Origin of the sequence: Enterobacter sp. MGH 37, assembly GCF_000534515.1 — a bacterium.
In the GTDB taxonomy this organism is placed as follows: domain Bacteria; phylum Pseudomonadota; class Gammaproteobacteria; order Enterobacterales; family Enterobacteriaceae; genus Enterobacter; species Enterobacter kobei.
In genome coordinates, this window is the sequence record NZ_KI973205.1 from 1,533,880 (window position 1) to 1,552,775 (window position 18,896).

An 18,896-nucleotide genomic window follows, 5' to 3' on the forward strand; every position below is an offset into this window, starting at 1 on the left:
ACACTTACAATTGGTAACATATTAAGCGCTCCGCAATTTCCATTCTCACCTCAGGGGCGCCCTTTTTTATCTATCCTTTCAGATGTATCCCAAAACATCCAATAAATCCAACAGCAAATTCTCACTCATCTTTTTGTTTTTACTTCTTTTTTCTTTCCATTAAGGTAAGCAAGAGGGCGCTATGTCGCAACAAAGTGAAAAGAATAATCCCCATCTGTTGAGTAACTGGAAACCTGAAAACGCGCAATTCTGGGAGAATAAAGGAAAACATATCGCACGAAGAAATCTATGGATTTCTGTGGCTTGCCTGCTATTAGCGTTTTGCGTCTGGATGTTATTTAGCGCCATCGCCGTCAACCTGAATAAAGTCGGATTTAATTTCACCACCGATCAGCTTTTTATGCTAACAGCATTACCTTCTCTCTCCGGTGCGATATTGCGCGTCCCCTACTCATTTATGGTACCGATATTCGGTGGGCGTTACTGGACGGTATTGAGTACCGTCATCCTGATTATCCCCTGCGTGTGGCTGGGAATTGCCATTCAAAACCCCGCGACGCCGTACTGGATCTTTATCATCATCGCCCTGCTCTGCGGTTTTGCTGGCGCTAACTTCGCATCGAGCATGGGCAACATCAGCTTTTTCTTCCCGAAATCCAGACAGGGCAGCGCGCTGGGCATCAACGGCGGGCTGGGCAACCTGGGCGTCAGCGTGATGCAGCTGGTTGCGCCGCTGGTCATTTTCCTCCCGATGTTCACCTTCCTCGGGGTGCACGGCGTGCCACAGGAGGATGGCTCGACGATGTGGCTGGCAAACGCGGCCTGGATCTGGGCCCCCCTCCTGCTGCTGGCAACCATTGCGGCGTTTTTTGGCATGAACGATATTGCCAGCTCAAAGGCCTCCATCGCCAGCCAGCTTCCGGTCCTGAAACGCTTTCACCTCTGGCTGCTAAGCCTGCTCTATCTGGCGACCTTCGGCTCGTTTATCGGTTTCTCGGCGGGCTTTGCCATGCTGTCGAAAACCCAGTTTCCGGACGTGAACATCCTGCACCTTGCCTTCTTTGGTCCCCTGATTGGCGCGCTGGCCCGCTCGGCGGGCGGGATGATCTCCGACAAACTGGGCGGCGTGCGGGTGACGCTGATCAACTTCGTCTTTATGGCGATTTTTAGCGCCCTGATTTTCCTGACGCTTCCGGGTTCCGGTTCAGGCAGTTTCTTCGCCTTCTATCTGGTGTTTATGGGGCTGTTCCTCACTGCCGGGCTGGGCAGCGGCTCCACCTTCCAGATGATTGCGATTATTTTCCGCCAAATTACCCTCGACCGCGTCAAAAAGCAGGGCGGCACGGACGAGCAGGCGCAGCATGAAGCGGTGACCGAAACAGCGGCCGCGCTGGGCTTTATCTCTGCCATCGGCGCCGTGGGCGGCTTCTTCATTCCCAAAGCGTTTGGCACCTCGCTGGCGATGACCGGATCGCCGGTCGGGGCCATGAAAGTGTTCCTCGTGTTTTACATCGTCTGTGTCCTTGTCACCTGGCTGGTGTACGGCCGCAAATCGTCACAAAAATAATAACGACCTCTTTGCCGGAGCGGGATGCAACCCCCTCCGGCCATGCTATCGAAGCAGGAGAAATGTCATGAGCAAACTGTTGGACCGCTTTCGTTACTTCAAAACTAAAGGCGACAGTTTCGCCGATGGGCACGGACAGGTGTATCACACCAACCGCGACTGGGAGGACAGCTATCGTCAGCGCTGGCAGTTCGACAAGATTGTGCGCTCCACCCACGGCGTGAACTGTACCGGCTCCTGTAGCTGGAAGATTTATGTCAAAAATGGCCTGGTGACCTGGGAAACCCAGCAAACCGACTATCCACGCACCCGCCCTGACCTGCCCAACCACGAACCGCGCGGCTGCCCGCGTGGCGCAAGCTATTCCTGGTATCTCTACAGCGCCAACCGACTCAAATATCCGCTGGTGCGCCGCAGGTTAATTGAACTCTGGCGAGAAGGGCTGGCGCAGCATACCGATCCGGTGCTGGCCTGGGATGCCATTCAGAACGATCCGCAGAAAGCGCAGAGCTACAGGAAAGCGCGCGGAAAAGGCGGTTTTATCCGCTCAAACTGGAAAGAGCTGAACCAGCTGATTGCCGCCGCCAACGTCTGGACCATCAAAAATTATGGCCCCGATCGCGTCGCCGGTTTTTCCCCTATCCCGGCGATGTCGATGGTCTCTTACGCCGCCGGGACCCGCTATCTCTCGCTGCTGGGCGGCACCTGCCTTAGCTTTTACGACTGGTACTGCGATCTGCCTCCGGCCTCCCCAATGACCTGGGGGGAGCAGACCGATGTGCCGGAGTCCGCAGACTGGTATAACTCCAGCTACATCATTGCCTGGGGCTCGAACGTGCCGCAGACGCGTACCCCGGACGCCCACTTTTTCACCGAGGTGCGCTACAAAGGCACCAAAACCGTCGCCATTACGCCGGACTTCTCGGAAGTCGCGAAGCTGAGCGACCAGTGGCTGGCGCCTAAACAGGGCACCGACAGCGCCCTCGCCATGGCAATGGGCCATGTGATCCTTAAAGAGTTCCACCTCGATAACCCGAGCGACTACTTCCTCAACTACTGCCGCCGCTACACCGACATGCCGATGCTGGTCCTGCTGGACGAACAGGCCGATGGTCGCGTCGTACCGGGGCGGATGCTGCGGGCCTCAGACCTTGTCGACGGGCTGGGTGAAGCCAATAATCCTGAATGGAAAACGGTCGCCTTTGATATTGCCGGGAATCTGGTGGTGCCAAACGGTTCCATCGGCTTCCGCTGGGGAGAAAAAGGCAAATGGAACCTGGAGCCCCGGGCGGCAGGCCATGAAAGCGAGCTGACCCTCTCCCTGCTGATTACGCACGATAGCGTCGCAGATGTCGCCTTCCCCTACTTTGGCGGTAATGAGAACCCGCATTTTCGCAGCGTGAAGCAGGAGCCGGTGCTGACGCGCCGCGTGCCGAGCAAAACCCTGACGCTCGCCGACGGTCGCGAGAAACGGGTAGTCAGCGTTTACGATCTGGTGCTGGCGAACTACGGCCTCGATCGTGGTCTGCAGGACAGTAACGCCGCAGACAGCTATGACCAGATCAAAGCCTACACTCCCGCATGGGGAGAGCAGATCACCGGCGTACCCGCGTATCTGATTGAAAAAATCGCCCGCGAGTTTGCCGACACGGCGCACAAAACGCACGGGCGGTCGATGATTATCCTCGGTGCCGGGGTGAATCACTGGTACCACATGGACATGAACTACCGCGGGATGATCAACATGCTGGTCTTCTGCGGCTGCGTCGGGCAGAGCGGTGGCGGCTGGTCGCACTATGTGGGCCAGGAGAAACTGCGTCCGCAAACCGGCTGGCTGCCGCTGGCCTTTGCGCTGGACTGGAACCGCCCGCCACGTCAGATGAACAGCACGTCATTCTTTTACAACCACGCCAGCCAGTGGCGCTATGAGAAGCTGACTGCGCAGGAGCTCCTCTCCCCGCTGGCGGATGCCACCCAATTCACCGGGCACCTGATCGACTTCAACGTTCGCGCCGAGCGCATGGGCTGGTTGCCCTCGGCGCCGCAGCTCAACCTGAACCCGTTGCACATTAAGGCACGTGCCGATGCGGCGGGCATGACGCCGCAGGACTACACCGTTCAGGGGCTAAAATCGGGTGACGTTCGCTTCGCCTGCGAGCAACCCGATAACGGCAAGAACCACCCGCGTAACCTGTTTGTCTGGCGCTCTAACCTGCTTGGCTCGTCCGGGAAAGGTCACGAGTACATGCTGAAATACCTGCTCGGCACCGAGAGCGGCATTCAGGGTGAAGATTTGGGTTCCACAGACGACGTGAAGCCTGAAGAGGTCGAATGGCAAACTGCTGCCATCGAGGGCAAGCTCGATCTGCTGGTGACGCTCGACTTCCGCATGTCCAGCACCTGTCTGTTCTCCGATATCGTCCTGCCGACTGCCACCTGGTACGAAAAAGACGATATGAATACCTCGGACATGCACCCGTTTATTCACCCGCTCTCCGCCGCCGTCGATCCGGCGTGGGAATCGCGCAGCGACTGGGAGATCTACAAAGGCATCGCCAGGGTCTTCTCCGAGGTGTGCGTCGGTCACCTGGGCAACGAAACCGACGTGGTTCTGCAACCGTTGCAGCACGACTCTCCGGCGGAACTCTCTCAGCCGTTTGATATCCAGGACTGGCGCAAAGGTGAATGCGATTTGATCCCCGGCAAAACCGCGCCAAACATTGCGGTCGTTGAGCGAAACTACCCGGAAACTTACGAGCGCTTTACGTCTCTTGGCCCTCTGATGGACAAGCTCGGTAACGGCGGAAAAGGCATATCGTGGAATACTCAGAACGAGGTCGATTTCCTCGGCAAGCTCAATTACGTCAAGCCCGACGGCCCGGCAAAAGGTCGTCCGCGGATTGAAACCGCCATTGACGCTTCAGAGGTGATCCTCGCCCTCGCGCCGGAAACCAACGGTCAGGTGGCGGTTAAGGCCTGGCAAGCGCTTGGGGAGTTGACCGGACGTGACCACACGCATCTGGCGCTGAACAAAGAAGACGAGAAAATTCGCTTCCGCGACATCCAGGCGCAGCCGCGCAAAATCATCTCCAGCCCTACCTGGTCCGGTCTTGAGAGCGAGCACGTCTCCTATAACGCGGGTTATACCAACGTTCATGAGCTCATCCCCTGGCGCACCCTTTCCGGTCGTCAGCAGCTGTATCAGGATCACCCGTGGATGCGTGCTTTCGGGGAGAGTCTGGTGGCCTACCGTCCGCCGATTGATACCCGTAGCGTGAGCCATATGCGCGAGATCCCGCCGAACGGCTTCCCGGAAAAAGCGCTTAACTTCCTGACGCCGCATCAGAAATGGGGCATTCACTCCACCTACAGCGAAAACCTCCTGATGCAGACCCTGTCGCGCGGCGGGCCGATTGTCTGGATAAGCGAGACCGACGCGCGTGAGCTGGGCATTGAGGACAACGACTGGATCGAAGCCTTTAACGCTAACGGCGCCCTCACCGCCCGCGCGGTAGTCAGCCAGCGCGTGCCGCCGGGCATGACCATGATGTACCACGCTCAGGAGCGCATTCTGAACATTCCGGGCTCTGAAGTGACCGGCCGTCGCGGGGGGATCCACAACTCCGTTACCCGCGTCTGCCCGAAACCGACGCACATGATCGGCGGCTATGCGCAGCTGGCGTACAGCTTTAACTATTACGGCACCGTCGGCTCGAACCGCGACGAATTCATCATGATCCGCAAAATGAAAAACATTAACTGGCTGGATGGCGAAGGTCGGGATCAGGTACAGGAGACGAAAAAATGAAAATACGCTCACAGGTTGGCATGGTTCTGAATCTCGATAAATGCATCGGCTGCCACACCTGCTCGGTCACCTGTAAGAACGTCTGGACCGGGCGTGAAGGCATGGAATATGCGTGGTTCAACAACGTCGAAACCAAGCCGGGCATTGGCTATCCAAAAAACTGGGAAGACCAGGATGAGTGGCAAGGCGGCTGGATCCGAGGGATCCACGGCAAACTGACCCCGCGTCTCGGCGGCAAAATGGGCGTTCTGTCGAAAATTTTCGCTAACCCTGTTCTGCCGCAAATTGACGATTACTATGAACCCTTCACCTTTGATTATCTGGACCTGCATCGCGCCCCGGAGGGGGATCATCTCCCTACCGCCCGCCCTCGCTCGCTGATTGACGGCAAGCGGATGGATAAAATCGTTTGGGGGCCTAACTGGGAGGAGCTGCTGGGCGGTGAGTTCGAAAAGCGCGCCCGCGACCGCAACTTTCAGAAGATCCAGAAGGAGATGTACGGCCAGTTTGAAAATACCTTCATGATGTACCTGCCGCGCCTGTGCGAGCACTGTCTGAACCCGAGCTGCGTCGCCACCTGCCCGAGCGGTGCCATCTACAAGCGCGAAGAGGACGGCATTGTGCTGATTGACCAGGACAAGTGCCGCGGCTGGCGTCTGTGTATCAGCGGTTGCCCGTACAAGAAAATCTACTTCAACTGGAAGAGCGGTAAATCCGAGAAATGCATCTTCTGCTACCCGCGCATTGAGTCCGGCCAGCCGACCGTTTGCTCAGAAACCTGCGTCGGGCGCATTCGCTATCTCGGCGTGCTGCTGTACGACGCGGACCGCATTGAAAAAGCGGCCAGCACCGAGCACGAAACCGATCTGTACGAACGTCAGTGCGACGTGTTCCTGAATCCGCACGATCCGGCGGTCATCGAAGAAGCGCTGAAACAGGGTATTCCGGCGAACGTCATTGAGGCAGCGCAAAAATCGCCTGTTTATAAAATGGCGATGGACTGGAAGCTGGCTCTGCCGCTGCACCCGGAATACCGCACCCTGCCGATGGTCTGGTACGTGCCACCGCTGTCACCGATTCAGTCCTACGCGGATGCCGGCGGCCTGCCGCAGAGTGATGGCGTACTGCCTGCTGTCGAAAGCCTGCGCATCCCGGTGCAGTATCTGGCAAATATGCTTAGCGCAGGTGACCCAGGCCCGGTGCTGCGAGCTCTGAAACGCATGATGGCGATGCGCCACTACAAACGCTCCCAGACCGTGGAAGGCGTGACCGATACTCGCGCCATCGAAGAAGTCGGCCTGACCGAAGCGCAGGTTGAGGAGATGTACCGCTATCTGGCTATTGCGAATTACGAAGATCGCTTCGTGATCCCCACCAGCCACCGTGAAATGGCGCGCGACGCGTTCCCGGAGAAAAACGGCTGCGGCTTCACCTTTGGTGACGGTTGCCACGGCTCCGACACCAAATTCAACCTCTTCAACAGCAGCCGCATCGATGCCATCAACATTACCGAGGTGCGCGAACATGGGGAGGGAGAATAATGCAGATCCTCAAGATCGTCGCGCTGTTGATTGAGTATCCCGATGACACGCTGTGGGAGAACCGTGATGAAGCGCTCTCGTTGATTGCGCAGGACGCGCCCATGCTGCTGCCGTTTGCCCGACAGCACCTGAGCGCCCCGCTGCTGGATAAACAGGCCGAGTGGTGTGAAGTGTTCGAACGCGGGCGCGCGACTTCGCTGCTGCTGTTCGAGCACGTTCACGCCGAATCCCGCGATCGCGGCCAGGCGATGGTTGACCTGATGAGTCAGTATGAAAAAGCGGGCCTGGTGCTGGACTGCCGTGAACTACCGGATTACCTGCCGCTCTATCTGGAATATCTCAGCATCGTAACCGACGACGAAGCGCGTGAGGGATTGCAGAACGTCGCGCCAATCCTCGCCCTGGTTGGCGGTCGTCTGAAACAGCGCGGCGTGGCGCATTATCAGCTGTTTGACGCCCTGCTCGCCCTCGCCGGAAGCCGCCTTTCAAGTGACAGTGTCACTCAACAGGTGTCAGGCGAGAAACGCGACGACACCCGCCAGGCGCTGGATGCCGTGTGGGAAGAGGAACAGGTGAAGTTTATCGAAGACAACGCCACATCGTGCGACAGCTCGCCGATGCAGCACTATCAACGACGCTTTAGCCAGGACGTCGCGCCGCAGTACGTGGACGTCAGTGCCGGAGGCCCAAAATGACACATTACCTGAACGTGTTTTTCTATGACATTTACCCCTACATCTGCGCCACCGTTTTTTTCCTCGGCAGCTGGCTGCGTTACGACTACGGGCAGTACACCTGGCGCGCCTCGTCGAGCCAGATGCTCAGCAAACGCGGTATGAACTGGGCCTCTAACCTGTTTCACATCGGGATCCTGGGGATTTTCTTCGGCCACCTGTTCGGCATGTTAACCCCGCACTGGATGTATGCCTGGTTTTTGCCCGTCGCGGTTAAACAGCAGTTGGCTATGATTGCGGGCGGGATTTGCGGCGTGCTGACACTCATCGGTGGGTCAATGCTGCTGATCCGCCGCCTGTTCAACCAGCGCGTGCGTGCAACGTCCACCACGCCGGATATCATCATCATGAGTCTCCTGCTGATCCAGTGCATTCTTGGGCTGTCGACCATTCCGTTCTCCGCTCAGTATCCGGACGGAAGCGAGATGATGAAGCTGGTCGGCTGGGCACAGGGGATCGTGACGTTTAAGGGCGGCTCGTCGGAAATGTTAAGCGGCGTGGCTCCGATCTTCCGCGTACATCTGGTGCTGGGGATGACGATCTTCCTTATCTTCCCGTTCACCCGCCTGGTCCACGTCTGGAGTGCGCCGTTTGAGTATTTTACCCGGCGGTATCAGGTGGTGAGATCGCGCCGCTGAGTGTGTCGGGTGGCGAGGTAAACGTAAAACGGCAATCTTCATTGCCGTTTTTGAGGGCACCGCGAAGTGGCGATTGAGCCACCCTTGCACGTTCACCGGGCATGTCGTTACAGAGTAGCAAGGAACATAAAGTGAACGGAATGACCACCAGAGCCGTATGTTCCCCCTCACCCCAACCCTCTCCCTCAAGGGAGAGGGGGTGGTCTGTGCGGGTATTATTTTGTGGGGATCCCTCAGCCTTTGGTAGAGGGCCCCGCGTGCACGGTACGCTATCCCCTATTTTCCTGCCTGCGGATGCGTATCAAACCCCGCCATCACCGCCGTCAATTCTGCTAGTGTAAAGCCGTGCTTCGGATCGTCAACCCCAAGACCAAACCGCGACTGCATCAGCTGATACAGCGCCTCTGCATCCGGCAAATGGATCTGCTCCTCCACATGGCCATTCTGCCAGTGGGTGAAGTTGAAGTTGGTCAGCGTCAGCTTACCGCCGTCCGGCAGATGGCGGCACATCAACAGATGATGGCGGAAATGCGATTGCGGCCAGTGCGCCGACCAGAAGTTCCCCATCACATAATCACTGAAATATTGCGTCGTCAGGTCAAAGTGATACATCGACTGCCAGTGTTCATGATGGCGGAACTGCAGCACCCAGTCGTTCCCCTCGCTCAGCAGACGATACTGCCCGTGCGGCGTTTCCTGTTCTTCGTTAGCCAGCAGACGAATCGGCGCCGTCAGCGTCTGGCCGCCAAACCCAACGTCAGCAATCCAGCGTTCACCGTTAAGCTCGACCAGCAGCAGACGGTGCGTACGCGGCGGCATCTGCGACGGATTCGCCAGGACCACGCGCCCGAGCACGCTGCGCACCGTAAATCCGACGTCACGCAAGACTCGCTCAAACAGGCCGTTTTGCTCAAAGCAATATCCCCCACGGCGCGCGGTCACCAGTTTGTCCTCCAGGCATTGATCTTCAAGATGAATTTCGCGCGGCAGGACGACATCAATATTTTCGAATGGAATGGCGCAGTTGTGGTGTAAATGCAGCTCGCGCAGGGTATCGATATCTACCCGTGTGGGTTGCGTCCAGCCGATACGCGCGAAATAGCCAGTCAGAAATGGGGACATGCATCAGTTTCCTTTGAGGGTGATGTTCTGTTTATAAACTAATTTTGCGCATTCATTTTGATTTACGTGCTTTTTCGCCATACTCATCGTGTAGATGAGGAGATCCTATGAGCCACTTTCGCCCTGTTGAATTACGTCATGCCAGCCGCCTGCTGAACCACGGTCCTACCGTACTGATTACCAGTCGGGACGAATCTCTCGACAGACGCAACGTGATGGCCGCCGCATGGTCAATGCCCGTGGAGTTTGAACCGCCGCGCATCGCTATCGTGGTGGACAAAAGTACCTGGTCGCGCGAGCTGATTGAGCGCAGCGGAAAGTTTGGGATTGTCATTCCCGGCGTAGCGGCGGCCAACTGGACTTACGCGGTCGGCAGCGTCAGCGGGCGCGACGAGGACAAATTCAACTGCTACGGCATTCCGGTCGTAAACGGCCCTGAACTCGGCCTGCCGGTTATCGAAGAAAAATGTCTGGCGTGGATGGAGTGCCGGTTATTACCCGTTACCTCCGCAGCGGAAAAATATGACACATTGTTTGGCGAAGTGGTTTCGGCGGCAGCAGATGAGCGCGCGTTCGTCGCCGGACGCTGGCAGTTTGACGGGGATAAACTGAATACGCTGCATCATCTTGGGGCCGGGACGTTTGTGACGAGCGGGAAGATGGTGAAGGCTCTGGATTGAATTCATCAATGTCATTGCATTAAATTATAATAATTTTCTATGACATTTTATGTTTATCATAATCCTGTAAATCGGAGGATATTTCTGGAGTTGCTGCGGATGCAAACTCTTATTGAGGAAATATCAATGTCATGGAATAAAGAAGGCGCAATCTCCTATGCGAAATCACACGCACAACCGAAGAGCACGGGTTATTGCGCTCACTACGTCACCGAAGCAATCAGAATGGGTGGGAGATTAAAGATTCCCAATACGCGTCTGGCAAAAGATATGGGACGGACATTGGTCAATGCGGGTTTCCGCTTAGTGTATGATCAACCCCACGCCGGAGACGTAGCCGTTATTCAGAATATTGTTGGTCACGATAGCGGGCACGTTTGCATATACGATGGTCAGCAGTGGATTAGCGATTTCATACAACGCACCCTGTATCCAGGGCAAGCATACCGTACTATGCAACCCCATTATGAACTGTTCAGGCACGACTAATGAAAATACTCTTCTTTGTTCTTTTCGCCCTGTCTCCTTTCGCGGTCGCAGAGAGCATCTCTGCACCGGAACAGGCTGCGCTTAAATTCAATCAGTGGTATATCGCGCAGTTAAATCAGAATAAACCGCCAGTACTGAATCCCGACATCATGAATGATTACGTTACCTCAGGAACAATTGCAGCAATTAAAAAAATGTACTCAGGCGACAGCAACGAAAAAGATATGCCCGATGCGGATATGTTCATCAAGTCTCAGGATTGGGACGAAGACTGGAATCAGATCACCGTCTTGCATTCTGAGTTTGATGCGGTTTGCACAAACGTTTATATCGCGTTTGGTAAAAAACAAGATCACGTTGTGGCAGATTGTCTCGTTCAGGAGAAAGGTAAATGGAAAATCCGATCGGCAACGCTGATTAAGTAAAAGATGATACAAGGAAAAGACACATGGTAGCCCAGGGACTACCATGTGCACTTCATTAACTCTTCGCGCGCTTCGAAATAATCTCATCCGCAACATTCCGCGGTGCTTCCGCAAAATGATGGAACTCCATCGTATACGTCGCGCGTCCCTGGGACATCGAGCGTAATGTCGTGGCGTAGCCAAACATCTCGGCCAGCGGCACGTCAGCGCGGATAATCTGGCTGCCGTACTGCTCTTCCATGCCCTGCACCATGCCGCGTCGGGAGGAGAGATCGCCCATGATGTTACCGGCGTACTCTTCCGGTGTTTCCACCTCCACGTGCATGATCGGCTCAAGAATCACCGGATCCGCCCTGCGAGCGCCCTCTTTGAAACCAAGGATTGCCGCCATGCGGAACGCCATCTCAGACGAGTCGACATCGTGGTACGAGCCAAACGTCAGCGTCGCTTTAACATCGACAACCGGATAGCCCGCCAGCACACCGCTGTTCATGGCCTCCCGCAGCCCTTTCTCAACGGACGGGATATACTCGCGTGGCACCACGCCGCCCTTGGTCGCATCCTCAAACGTAAAGCCACTGCCAGGTTCTGTCGGCTCCAGGCTCAGAACAACATGGCCATACTGCCCTTTACCACCGGACTGACGGACAAACTTACCTTCGATATCCTTCACCGCCTTACGCAGGGTTTCACGGTAGGTCACCTGTGGACGACCAATGTTCGCCTCGACGCCAAACTCACGCTTCATACGGTCGACGATAATCTCCAGGTGTAACTCACCCATTCCGGAAATAATGGTCTGACCGGACTCTTCGTCAGTATGCAGACGGAACGATGGATCTTCCGCTGCCAGACGCTGCAGCGCAATCCCCATTTTCTCCTGATCGCCTTTGGTTTTCGGCTCGATTGCCAGCGAGATAACCGGATCCGGGAACTCCATGCGTTCAAGCGTGATAACGGCGTTCGGGTCGGTGAGCGTATCACCCGTGGTCACGTCTTTCAGCCCAACGCAGGCCGCGATGTCCCCGGCGCGCAGTTCATCCACCTCGTGACGGTCGTTGGCGTGCATCAGCACGATACGCCCGATGCGCTCTTTTTTTCCTTTCACCGGGTTATAGACCGCATCACCTTTACGCAGCACGCCAGAGTAAACGCGGATAAAGGTCAGTTGCCCGACATACGGGTCGCTCATCAGCTTGAATGCCAGGGCGGAGAACGGCTCATCATCGCTAGGATGACGCTCCGCGTGCTGCCCTTTTTCATCCACGCCATCAATGGCCGGCACGTCCAGCGGGGACGGCATCAGCTCAATCACCGCATCAAGCATGCGCTGCACGCCTTTGTTTTTGAACGCGCTGCCGCACAGCATCGGTTGGATTTCGCCAGAAATGGTGCGGATACGCAGGCCTTTAATCATGTCCGCTTCCGTCAGATCTCCCGTTTCAAGGTACTTATCCATCAGCTCATCGCTGGCTTCCGCCGCGGCTGAGACCATTTTTTCCCGCCATTCCTGGGCGGTACTGACGAGATCGTCCGGCACGGGTGCATAGGTAAACACCATGCCCTGAGTGGCATCGTCCCACAAAATGGTGCGCATCTTGATGAGATCCACCACGCCAGTGAAGTGCTCTTCCGCGCCAACCGGAATCACAATCGGCACCGGGTTGGCCTTCAGGCGTTCCTGCATCATCCGCACCACGCGGAAGAAATCGGCCCCCGGACGGTCCATTTTGTTAACAAACGCAATGCGAGGAACTTTGTATTTGTTCGCCTGACGCCAGACGGTTTCCGACTGTGGCTGCACGCCACCCACGGAGTCATACACCATGACCGCGCCGTCGAGCACGCGCATGGAACGTTCGACCTCAATGGTGAAATCCACGTGCCCCGGGGTGTCGATGATGTTGATCCGGTGCGGTTCAAACCCTCTGTCCATGCCTGGCCAGAAGCAGCTGACCGCCGCGGAGGTAATCGTGATCCCGCGCTCTTGCTCCTGCGCCATCCAGTCAGTGGTTGCCGCTCCATCGTGTACTTCACCCAGCTTATGGCTCATCCCGGTATAAAACAGGATGCGCTCAGTGGTGGTTGTTTTACCGGCATCGATATGCGCGGAGATACCGATGTTGCGATAACGTTCGAGAGGGATGGGTCGGGGCATACTATTTCCTTAAGTCTTTCTGACTTGTCTGTGACGACCGGGATGGTCGTGTATTCGTTCGTTTGCTATAATAGTCCTATTGTACGAGTATTATCGAACTATTTTTTACGGGTTGACCTATTGTTGATATAGCTCAATCTGACGCCATACGCAGGAAAACGATGATCCCAAACCACCCTGAAACAGAACAAATACTGCTGGAAAATGTGCTGTTTGCCCTCGGCAACCCGCTCCGGCTGTCAATTATCCGCCGACTTGCCGACGGCGGCGAGCTCAGCTGTAACGCGCTGCGCCCGGAAGATGTGGTGAAATCCACCATGACCCACCACTGGCGCGTATTGCGGGACAGCGGCGTCATCTGGCAGCGTCCGCAGGGACGAGAAAACATGATTTCTTTGCGAAGAGACGACCTGGATACCCGTTTTCCAGGGTTGATGGAGATACTTTTGCAGGCTAAATGATAAGAGTACGTCTGGTTTAATGCCCCTTAAAGTTTTTAAGGGGCACACGGACAGCGAAGGGATTTATCTTACGTGCATACGATATTCAATCATCCCGCTTTTTTTCGCAATCCAGTCGTACAATCGTTGCGCGCGATAATTGGCTTCATGCGTATGCCAGTAAAGATGGCTGGCGTGATGTTTTCTTGCTTCTCTCTGCACATATTCTATTAACTGTTTGCCCGTGTGTTTGCCCCTTGCTGCATCGCTGACATATAAATCTTCGAGGTAGCAATAATCGCTCTCAGCCCAGGTCGAACGGTGAAAAAGATAATGCGCAAACCCCACCACCTCTCCATTGCATCGTGCCACTACGCAGAATACTGGCTCAACGGGGCTGAAAAATCGTTGCCAGGTTCGTTCTGTCACTGCCCCGGATAGATCGACGTTGTAAAATTCCTGATATTTTCTCCATAGTGGCATCCAGCTTTCAAAATCACGTTCTTTAACTGCCTCAATGGTCACGCTCGTATTATTCATATTGCCTCTGTGCTTATCCCGTATTTGTTTCAGGAAGAGTGTATTCGCTGAATGGCCCGTTTTACCCCGCCAATTCTCATCATAAAGGCAGACCAATTTTTCATCCTGCTACATGCACTATTGCTTTAGAATCAAGGGATACAGAGGGAAAAGTGGACAACATAATGTTTAAGCACGCGCAGCTTGAAACGGTTAAGGCATGGATTTCCGACCCTGCAAACGGTTCACTACCGCTTCATGAAAGGATCCAGAGAGCGATACGCACATTGATACTTGAAGGGACCTTGTCGCACGGTAAGGCGCTTCCTGCTTCACGTGCGCTGGCTACCTCATTGAATGTTTCGCGGGATACGGTTGAAGCAGCCTATTCCAGCCTGCATGCAGAAGGTTTTATTGAGCGGCAAACAGGCAGAGGGAGCTTCGTCTCTTCCAGCGCCCGGTTTTTAAAACCACGTATCCGACAGCATCCGCCAACCGCGGAAACACGAAAAGCAAAACTTAGCGCCCGTGGAAAGGTCATCTATGAAAGTGGCGGGATCCGCGAGTTTTCTTCGCCACGTCCGCTGGCGCCCGGTATCCCCGAAACCCGCCTGTTCCCCATTCCAACCTGGGAGCGTCTTCAGCGGCAGGTCCTGAAGGAATATCAGCACAAAATACTGGAGCAAAGTCCACCGCAGGGCATGGAGCGCTTACGGCGGGCCATCGCGGAATATGTCAATCTTGAGCGCGGGACACGTGCGAGTGCAGAACAGGTGATCGTTCTGACAAGTTCTCAACAGGCGCTAGCGCTCTGTTCACACGTGCTGCTGGACAACGGGGAGAGTATTGTCATTGAAGATCCCACCTATCAAGGGGCACACAAAGCGTTTAAGGCTGCCGGACTGCACCCTGTCCCGGTTCCTCTTGATGAAAAAGGCATATCCGTTGACGCACTTAATTCGCTAACCGAACCTGCCAGAGCTATCTACCTTACGCCTTCTCATCAGTATCCAACCGGGGTGACGCTCTCTCTTGACCGACGACTGGCCGTCATTGACTGGGCAAACCGTCACGCCGCCTGGATCATTGAGGATGACTATGACAGTGAGTTTCACTATGAAGGAAAGCCTATGGCCTGCCTTCAGGGGCTGGATGCTTACAACCGGACAATTTATATCGGCACGTTCACCAAGTCGCTGTTCCCCGGGCTACGTATTGCGTACATGATCGTCCCCTCAGAACTGACCGAGCCCTTTACCATGGCCAGGACATTAATGGACGGCCATACCGCATCAATAACTCAACTGACGCTGGCTAAATTTTTGGAGGGTGGCCATTTTGGTGCCTATATTCGCAAGATGAGGAACGTTTATGTTGCTCGTCGCGACAAACTGGCCAGCCTGATGGACGAGTATCTTTCTGATTATGTTGTGTACGCAACGCCAGCGGGTGGCATGCAGATGCCTTGCCACCTGAGGCACGGGCTATCCGAGAAGGACATTGCCGCCGCGGCCCGTCGCGCTGATATTGATATATTAGGACTTACCGGCTTATATGCAGGCAGCCCGGTATCCACCGGTTTTTTAATGGGATTTGCCGCTTACACCGAAAGGGAAATAGAAGACGCGGTAAAAAAGCTGGCCGCTATTTTCCTGTCATGTTGTTATCTCTCGCCACTGTAGATACTCGACAGCAGCCCTGGTGGCAGGCGGACTATGCGCCGTACCGCAGGCCCTCACCGCATGGTGAGGGCAGGATGCTCCCTTAGTGCTGGACGCCCGAGCGGTCAGTAAGCTCGTCGGCGGAGAGAATATCCGCTCGCGATGCCACGCTCTTGCGGCGGGCGTACCTGTCCGGCTGGCCTTCCGGGCGCGTTTTGAAGCGTCGGTGGAGCCACATATACTGCTCCGGTGCCATCAGCACGGCTCGCTCGATAGCCCTGTTCATCTGCGTTGCAACCGTCTCTTTGTCAGCACCCTGCAACGACGCGCTGATATCCTCAAGAATAATCAGTTCGTAACCGGTTCCGTCCGCCCTGCGACGCGGCACGAAAGGAATCACGGCGGGCTGAGCGCTTTTTACCAGCATATAGCTTCCTGCCGTAGTTGCGGCATCCGGGACAGCAAAGAAGGGGGCAAACACGCTGTTAGTCTTGCCATAGTCGTGATCCGGGGCGTACCACAGAATCTCATTCTGCTTCAGGGCGCGGATCATGCCTTTTAAATCATGACGGTCCAGCATGGTTTTATTAGAACGCAGACGCCCGCGCGTCTGAAGCCAGTCCAGCAACGCATTATTATTCGGACGATAAACCCCAATCCCCGGGTTGAGCATGCCAAAAATCCGCGCGCCCAGTTCAAGGGTGAGAAAATGCATGCCAACCAGCACCACGCCCTTTCCTTGCGCCCTGGCCTGCTCCATATGCTCATACCCGCGCACGGTAAAGCATTTACGCACCCGCCATTCGGGCCAGAACCACGCCATGCCGGTTTCAATTACCCCCATCCCCACGGATTCAAAGTTACGCTGCAGCAAGGCTTCACGCTCCTCTGCTTTCATCTGCGGGAAGCATAGCTCAAGGTTGCGGCGGGCAATCGCCACGCGGCGAGGGAGAAGGCGCATAGCCAGCCGCCCGAGGCGATGTCCAATTCTGAATAACAGCGGATAAGGCAGTAGCATAATGAGCCATAGCGCGGCGATGCCTGTCCAGCTTAGCCAGTATCGAGGATGGAAAAAGGCAGGTGAAAACCGGGGTAATTTTGTCATGAGAAAATTATCCTTTAACGTTGCTGTCCTTAATTGATTCTGTTGTCGATCTTTCCTAAGGATTTATAAAATGTCAGTCAGGAACGTAAAGTGTACCGGATAAGATTAAACTTATTTTTATCGTTTTTTGCGGAAAGAAGGCTGGAGAGGCAGACAAAGCCGGGTAAGACGAAGCGGCCACCCGGCATAAAACTTACATTGAATATCCCGGTTTCTTAATCAGGTCATCCATCTTCGGGGCGATCTCGGTATCCCAGACCTGGGCTTTCCAGTCTGCTTCCTGAACTTCATTCAGCGCTACCGAAATGGAACGGTCTTTACTGTTAAGATGGCGCGTAATTACTTCGGCAATATCGGCCGCCAGCGCGGTTTTTTGTTCGTCGTTGAGATCGCGGGGAAAGTATTTGATATCTACGTGTGGCATATGCAGGTTTCCTGTTGTGGTTGAGCGCTTCACGTTATCAGATAATAGTATTTGCCTTTAACACCTTGTGCAGTTCTGGCAGCTGACAGACGGTATCGGCGATCGCCGTAAATTTCGGGGTATTGGCAGCAAACCAGTCGTGACGAGGCCCCCAGGTGCGCGCCACGGCAATATACACATCCAGCAGCGTCAGTCGTTCCCCCAATGCAAACGGCGCGGCTTTAAGCTGACTTTCGAACCATAAATAGAGGGATTTCCGGTACGCAATGCAGTTTTTCTGCAACTGTTCCGGTGCGTCGGGCGCCCAGCGTTCGGGATAATCTGCAAACGTAAAAGTGGGATAGACGTTAGCCACAAACCAGATAAGCAAACGCTGAAACTGCTGGCGTTCGGCCTGCCCCACGGGCGGCGCAAGATCGGGACAGCGGTCGAGTACCATCAGGGCAATCGCCGCCGTTTCGGTCATGATGGCGCCATTTTCCAGCGCCAGCGTGGGCACCTGACACAGCGGATTGAGCTTTTGCAGCAACTCACGCTGCGGACCAGGCTGGTCAAACCCGTCCACGTTCACAAACTGATAAGGGATATCGGCCAGGGTCAGCATCACTTCACTGATTGTCGAGCCCCAGCCGGGTACGCCATAAAGTTTCATCATGTTGCCCCCTCAGGGATGAAAACCCTAAGTGTAGAGCACCATTAGTAGGTTATCCCAGGCGGGTTGACCTCCGACTGCGTGACCGCTTCGCCCTGTTCACCCCAGCGCGCCAGCACCTTCTGGTACTCACCCCGCGCAATCGCCCCGTCCAGCGCGGCCTGCAGGGCGTACACCAGCCCATTCCCCTTTTTCGTGGTCGTGGCGACAAAGGCTTTCTTTGGGCCTAACCCCACGACGCGCGTTTTTCCGGTGAGTGCCGCTTTCCAGGACGAAACCGACTGCGGACCAAAGAACACATCCGCCCGGCCAGACTGAATATAGAGATTGCCCGAGGCATCGTCGTGGAGATAGACCGGCAGCGCAGGTTCGCGTCCCGCCTTTTTGTTCTCCTCGTTCCAGCCCAGCAGGATGCGCTCCTGATTGGTCCCCGAGCCGACAATCACCTTTTTCCCGGCCAGATCTTCCGGGCTTTTGATCGACTGAATCTCGCTGGTGGATTTCACCGAGAACGCCAGCGAATCGACGCGGTAGGTCGCAAAATCAAACTTCTCTTTACGCTGTTCGGTCACCGCAATGTTCACCAGCGCCACGTCGTAGCGTCCGGAGGCGATCCCCAGCGGCCAGTCTTCCCACGCCGTCGGTATCAGCTTCAGTTTGAGCCCCAGGCTACCCGCCAGCAGGCGGGCGATATCCGGATCGCTGCCGATGCGCGTGCGATTGTCGCTGGCCAGCAGCGCCAGCGGTGGAGAGTTCAGCATGGAAACGGCAACCGTAAGCGTTCCCGGCTCAACAAACCTGTAGTTTGCGGGGATCTTCGCCACCGCCTGCCGATCCACCGTCACCGGCAGCGGCTGCTCGTTGGCCTGCACATCAATCCCGGCGTGGCTCACCGTCGTGAAGAACAACCCAACCAGACATCCATATTTCATC

General features: G+C 55.6%; 17 protein-coding genes. 10 read left to right on the top strand and 7 right to left on the bottom strand.

Translation table 11 applies throughout. The features are described 5' to 3' along the window. Positions 1–181: 181 nt before the first annotated feature. The 5 genes from L383_RS16385 to narI all read left to right on the top strand — a co-directional run bounded on the left by L383_RS16385 (position 182) and on the right by narI (position 8,288). The gene (locus L383_RS16385) at positions 182–1,567 is read left to right on the top strand and encodes a NarK family nitrate/nitrite MFS transporter (protein ID WP_014883919.1); all 1,386 of its coding nucleotides are present in this window, start codon (positions 182–184) and stop codon (positions 1,565–1,567) included. A 67-nt stretch (positions 1,568–1,634) separates the two neighbouring features. After that, positions 1,635–5,375, top strand: coding sequence for a nitrate reductase subunit alpha (locus L383_RS16380; RefSeq protein ID WP_023330476.1), 3,741 nt, complete (start codon positions 1,635–1,637; stop codon positions 5,373–5,375). Continuing rightward, complete coding sequence (narH, locus tag L383_RS16375; RefSeq protein ID WP_023330477.1) at positions 5,372–6,916, top strand: nitrate reductase subunit beta; 1,545 nt, start codon at positions 5,372–5,374, stop codon at positions 6,914–6,916. The genes L383_RS16380 and narH overlap by 4 nt, the downstream gene beginning before the upstream one ends. After that, entirely contained in the window at positions 6,916–7,611 is a 696-nt protein-coding gene (gene narW / locus L383_RS16370) for a nitrate reductase molybdenum cofactor assembly chaperone (RefSeq protein ID WP_014883922.1), read from the top strand. The genes narH and narW overlap by 1 nt, the downstream gene beginning before the upstream one ends. Further along, positions 7,608–8,288: a respiratory nitrate reductase subunit gamma gene (gene narI / locus L383_RS16365; protein WP_023330478.1), complete on the top strand. Its 681-nt coding sequence runs from the start codon at positions 7,608–7,610 to the stop codon at positions 8,286–8,288. Before narW ends, narI begins: the two co-directional genes overlap by 4 nt. Positions 8,289–8,564: 276 nt before the next feature. Here narI and nhoA read toward each other — a convergent pair whose 3' ends face one another. Then, entirely contained in the window at positions 8,565–9,410 is an 846-nt protein-coding gene (nhoA, locus tag L383_RS16360; RefSeq protein WP_023330479.1) for an N-hydroxyarylamine O-acetyltransferase, read from the bottom strand. A gap of 107 nt (positions 9,411–9,517) precedes the next feature. On the opposite strand from nhoA, the gene L383_RS16355 reads away from it, so the two are divergent. From L383_RS16355 to L383_RS16345, 3 genes are all read left to right on the top strand, one after another. Continuing rightward, positions 9,518–10,090 carry a flavin reductase family protein gene (locus L383_RS16355; protein ID WP_023330480.1) on the top strand — a complete coding sequence of 191 codons (573 nt, stop codon included), beginning with the start codon at positions 9,518–9,520 and terminating at the stop codon, positions 10,088–10,090. A 126-nt stretch (positions 10,091–10,216) separates the two neighbouring features. Then, entirely contained in the window at positions 10,217–10,579 is a 363-nt protein-coding gene (locus tag L383_RS16350) for a hypothetical protein (protein ID WP_023330481.1), read from the top strand. Further along, complete coding sequence (locus tag L383_RS16345; RefSeq protein ID WP_014883927.1) at positions 10,579–11,004, top strand: DUF3828 domain-containing protein; 426 nt, start codon at positions 10,579–10,581, stop codon at positions 11,002–11,004. Before L383_RS16350 ends, L383_RS16345 begins: the two co-directional genes overlap by 1 nt. Positions 11,005–11,059: 55 nt before the next feature. On the opposite strand, the gene fusA is transcribed toward L383_RS16345, so the two are convergent. Continuing rightward, entirely contained in the window at positions 11,060–13,162 is a 2,103-nt protein-coding gene (fusA, locus tag L383_RS16340) for an elongation factor G (protein ID WP_023330482.1), read from the bottom strand. Positions 13,163–13,323: 161 nt separating this feature from the next. Here fusA and L383_RS16335 point away from each other — a divergent pair, with 161 nt between their 5' ends. Next, the gene (locus tag L383_RS16335) at positions 13,324–13,623 is read left to right on the top strand and encodes an ArsR/SmtB family transcription factor (protein ID WP_023330483.1); all 300 of its coding nucleotides are present in this window, start codon (positions 13,324–13,326) and stop codon (positions 13,621–13,623) included. 63 nt (positions 13,624–13,686) lie between these two features. On the opposite strand, the gene L383_RS16330 is transcribed toward L383_RS16335, so the two are convergent. Next, the gene (locus L383_RS16330) at positions 13,687–14,142 is read right to left on the bottom strand and encodes a GNAT family N-acetyltransferase (protein ID WP_023330484.1); all 456 of its coding nucleotides are present in this window, start codon (positions 14,140–14,142) and stop codon (positions 13,687–13,689) included. A 164-nt stretch (positions 14,143–14,306) separates the two neighbouring features. On the opposite strand from L383_RS16330, the gene L383_RS16325 reads away from it, so the two are divergent. Beyond that, positions 14,307–15,803 carry a MocR-like pyridoxine biosynthesis transcription factor PdxR gene (locus L383_RS16325; RefSeq protein ID WP_023330485.1) on the top strand — a complete coding sequence of 499 codons (1,497 nt, stop codon included), beginning with the start codon at positions 14,307–14,309 and terminating at the stop codon, positions 15,801–15,803. Positions 15,804–15,885: 82 nt separating this feature from the next. On the opposite strand, the gene L383_RS16320 is transcribed toward L383_RS16325, so the two are convergent. The 4 genes from L383_RS16320 to L383_RS16305 form a co-directional block, all read right to left on the bottom strand. Beyond that, positions 15,886–16,887 carry a Kdo(2)-lipid IV(A) acyltransferase gene (locus L383_RS16320; RefSeq protein WP_023330486.1) on the bottom strand — a complete coding sequence of 334 codons (1,002 nt, stop codon included), beginning with the start codon at positions 16,885–16,887 and terminating at the stop codon, positions 15,886–15,888. A gap of 193 nt (positions 16,888–17,080) precedes the next feature. Further along, a complete protein-coding gene (pptA, locus tag L383_RS16315; protein WP_014883932.1) occupies positions 17,081–17,311 on the bottom strand; it encodes a tautomerase PptA in 231 nt (76 codons plus the stop codon). A gap of 37 nt (positions 17,312–17,348) precedes the next feature. Next, a complete protein-coding gene (locus L383_RS16310) occupies positions 17,349–17,966 on the bottom strand; it encodes a glutathione S-transferase family protein (protein WP_014883933.1) in 618 nt (205 codons plus the stop codon). Positions 17,967–18,007: 41 nt separating this feature from the next. Continuing rightward, positions 18,008–18,895, bottom strand: a complete 888-nt coding sequence (locus tag L383_RS16305) for an ABC transporter substrate-binding protein (protein ID WP_023330487.1) — start codon at positions 18,893–18,895, stop codon at positions 18,008–18,010. Between the last annotated feature and the right edge of the window lies 1 nt (position 18,896).

Coding starts and splice junctions, on each gene's coding strand:
- narI (WP_023330478.1), top strand. CDS start 7,608: ATGACACATTACCTGAACGTGTTTTTCTATGACATTTACCCCTACATC.
- L383_RS16335 (WP_023330483.1), top strand. CDS start 13,324: ATGATCCCAAACCACCCTGAAACAGAACAAATACTGCTGGAAAATGTG.
- nhoA (WP_023330479.1), bottom strand. CDS start 9,410: ATGTCCCCATTTCTGACTGGCTATTTCGCGCGTATCGGCTGGACGCAA.
- pptA (WP_014883932.1), bottom strand. CDS start 17,311: ATGCCACACGTAGATATCAAATACTTTCCCCGCGATCTCAACGACGAA.
- narW (WP_014883922.1), top strand. CDS start 6,916: ATGCAGATCCTCAAGATCGTCGCGCTGTTGATTGAGTATCCCGATGAC.
- L383_RS16380 (WP_023330476.1), top strand. CDS start 1,635: ATGAGCAAACTGTTGGACCGCTTTCGTTACTTCAAAACTAAAGGCGAC.
- L383_RS16330 (WP_023330484.1), bottom strand. CDS start 14,142: ATGAATAATACGAGCGTGACCATTGAGGCAGTTAAAGAACGTGATTTT.
- fusA (WP_023330482.1), bottom strand. CDS start 13,162: ATGCCCCGACCCATCCCTCTCGAACGTTATCGCAACATCGGTATCTCC.
- L383_RS16385 (WP_014883919.1), top strand. CDS start 182: ATGTCGCAACAAAGTGAAAAGAATAATCCCCATCTGTTGAGTAACTGG.
- narH (WP_023330477.1), top strand. CDS start 5,372: ATGAAAATACGCTCACAGGTTGGCATGGTTCTGAATCTCGATAAATGC.
- L383_RS16355 (WP_023330480.1), top strand. CDS start 9,518: ATGAGCCACTTTCGCCCTGTTGAATTACGTCATGCCAGCCGCCTGCTG.
- L383_RS16345 (WP_014883927.1), top strand. CDS start 10,579: ATGAAAATACTCTTCTTTGTTCTTTTCGCCCTGTCTCCTTTCGCGGTC.
- L383_RS16350 (WP_023330481.1), top strand. CDS start 10,217: ATGTCATGGAATAAAGAAGGCGCAATCTCCTATGCGAAATCACACGCA.
- L383_RS16325 (WP_023330485.1), top strand. CDS start 14,307: ATGTTTAAGCACGCGCAGCTTGAAACGGTTAAGGCATGGATTTCCGAC.
- L383_RS16305 (WP_023330487.1), bottom strand. CDS start 18,895: ATGAAATATGGATGTCTGGTTGGGTTGTTCTTCACGACGGTGAGCCAC.
- L383_RS16320 (WP_023330486.1), bottom strand. CDS start 16,887: ATGACAAAATTACCCCGGTTTTCACCTGCCTTTTTCCATCCTCGATAC.
- L383_RS16310 (WP_014883933.1), bottom strand. CDS start 17,966: ATGATGAAACTTTATGGCGTACCCGGCTGGGGCTCGACAATCAGTGAA.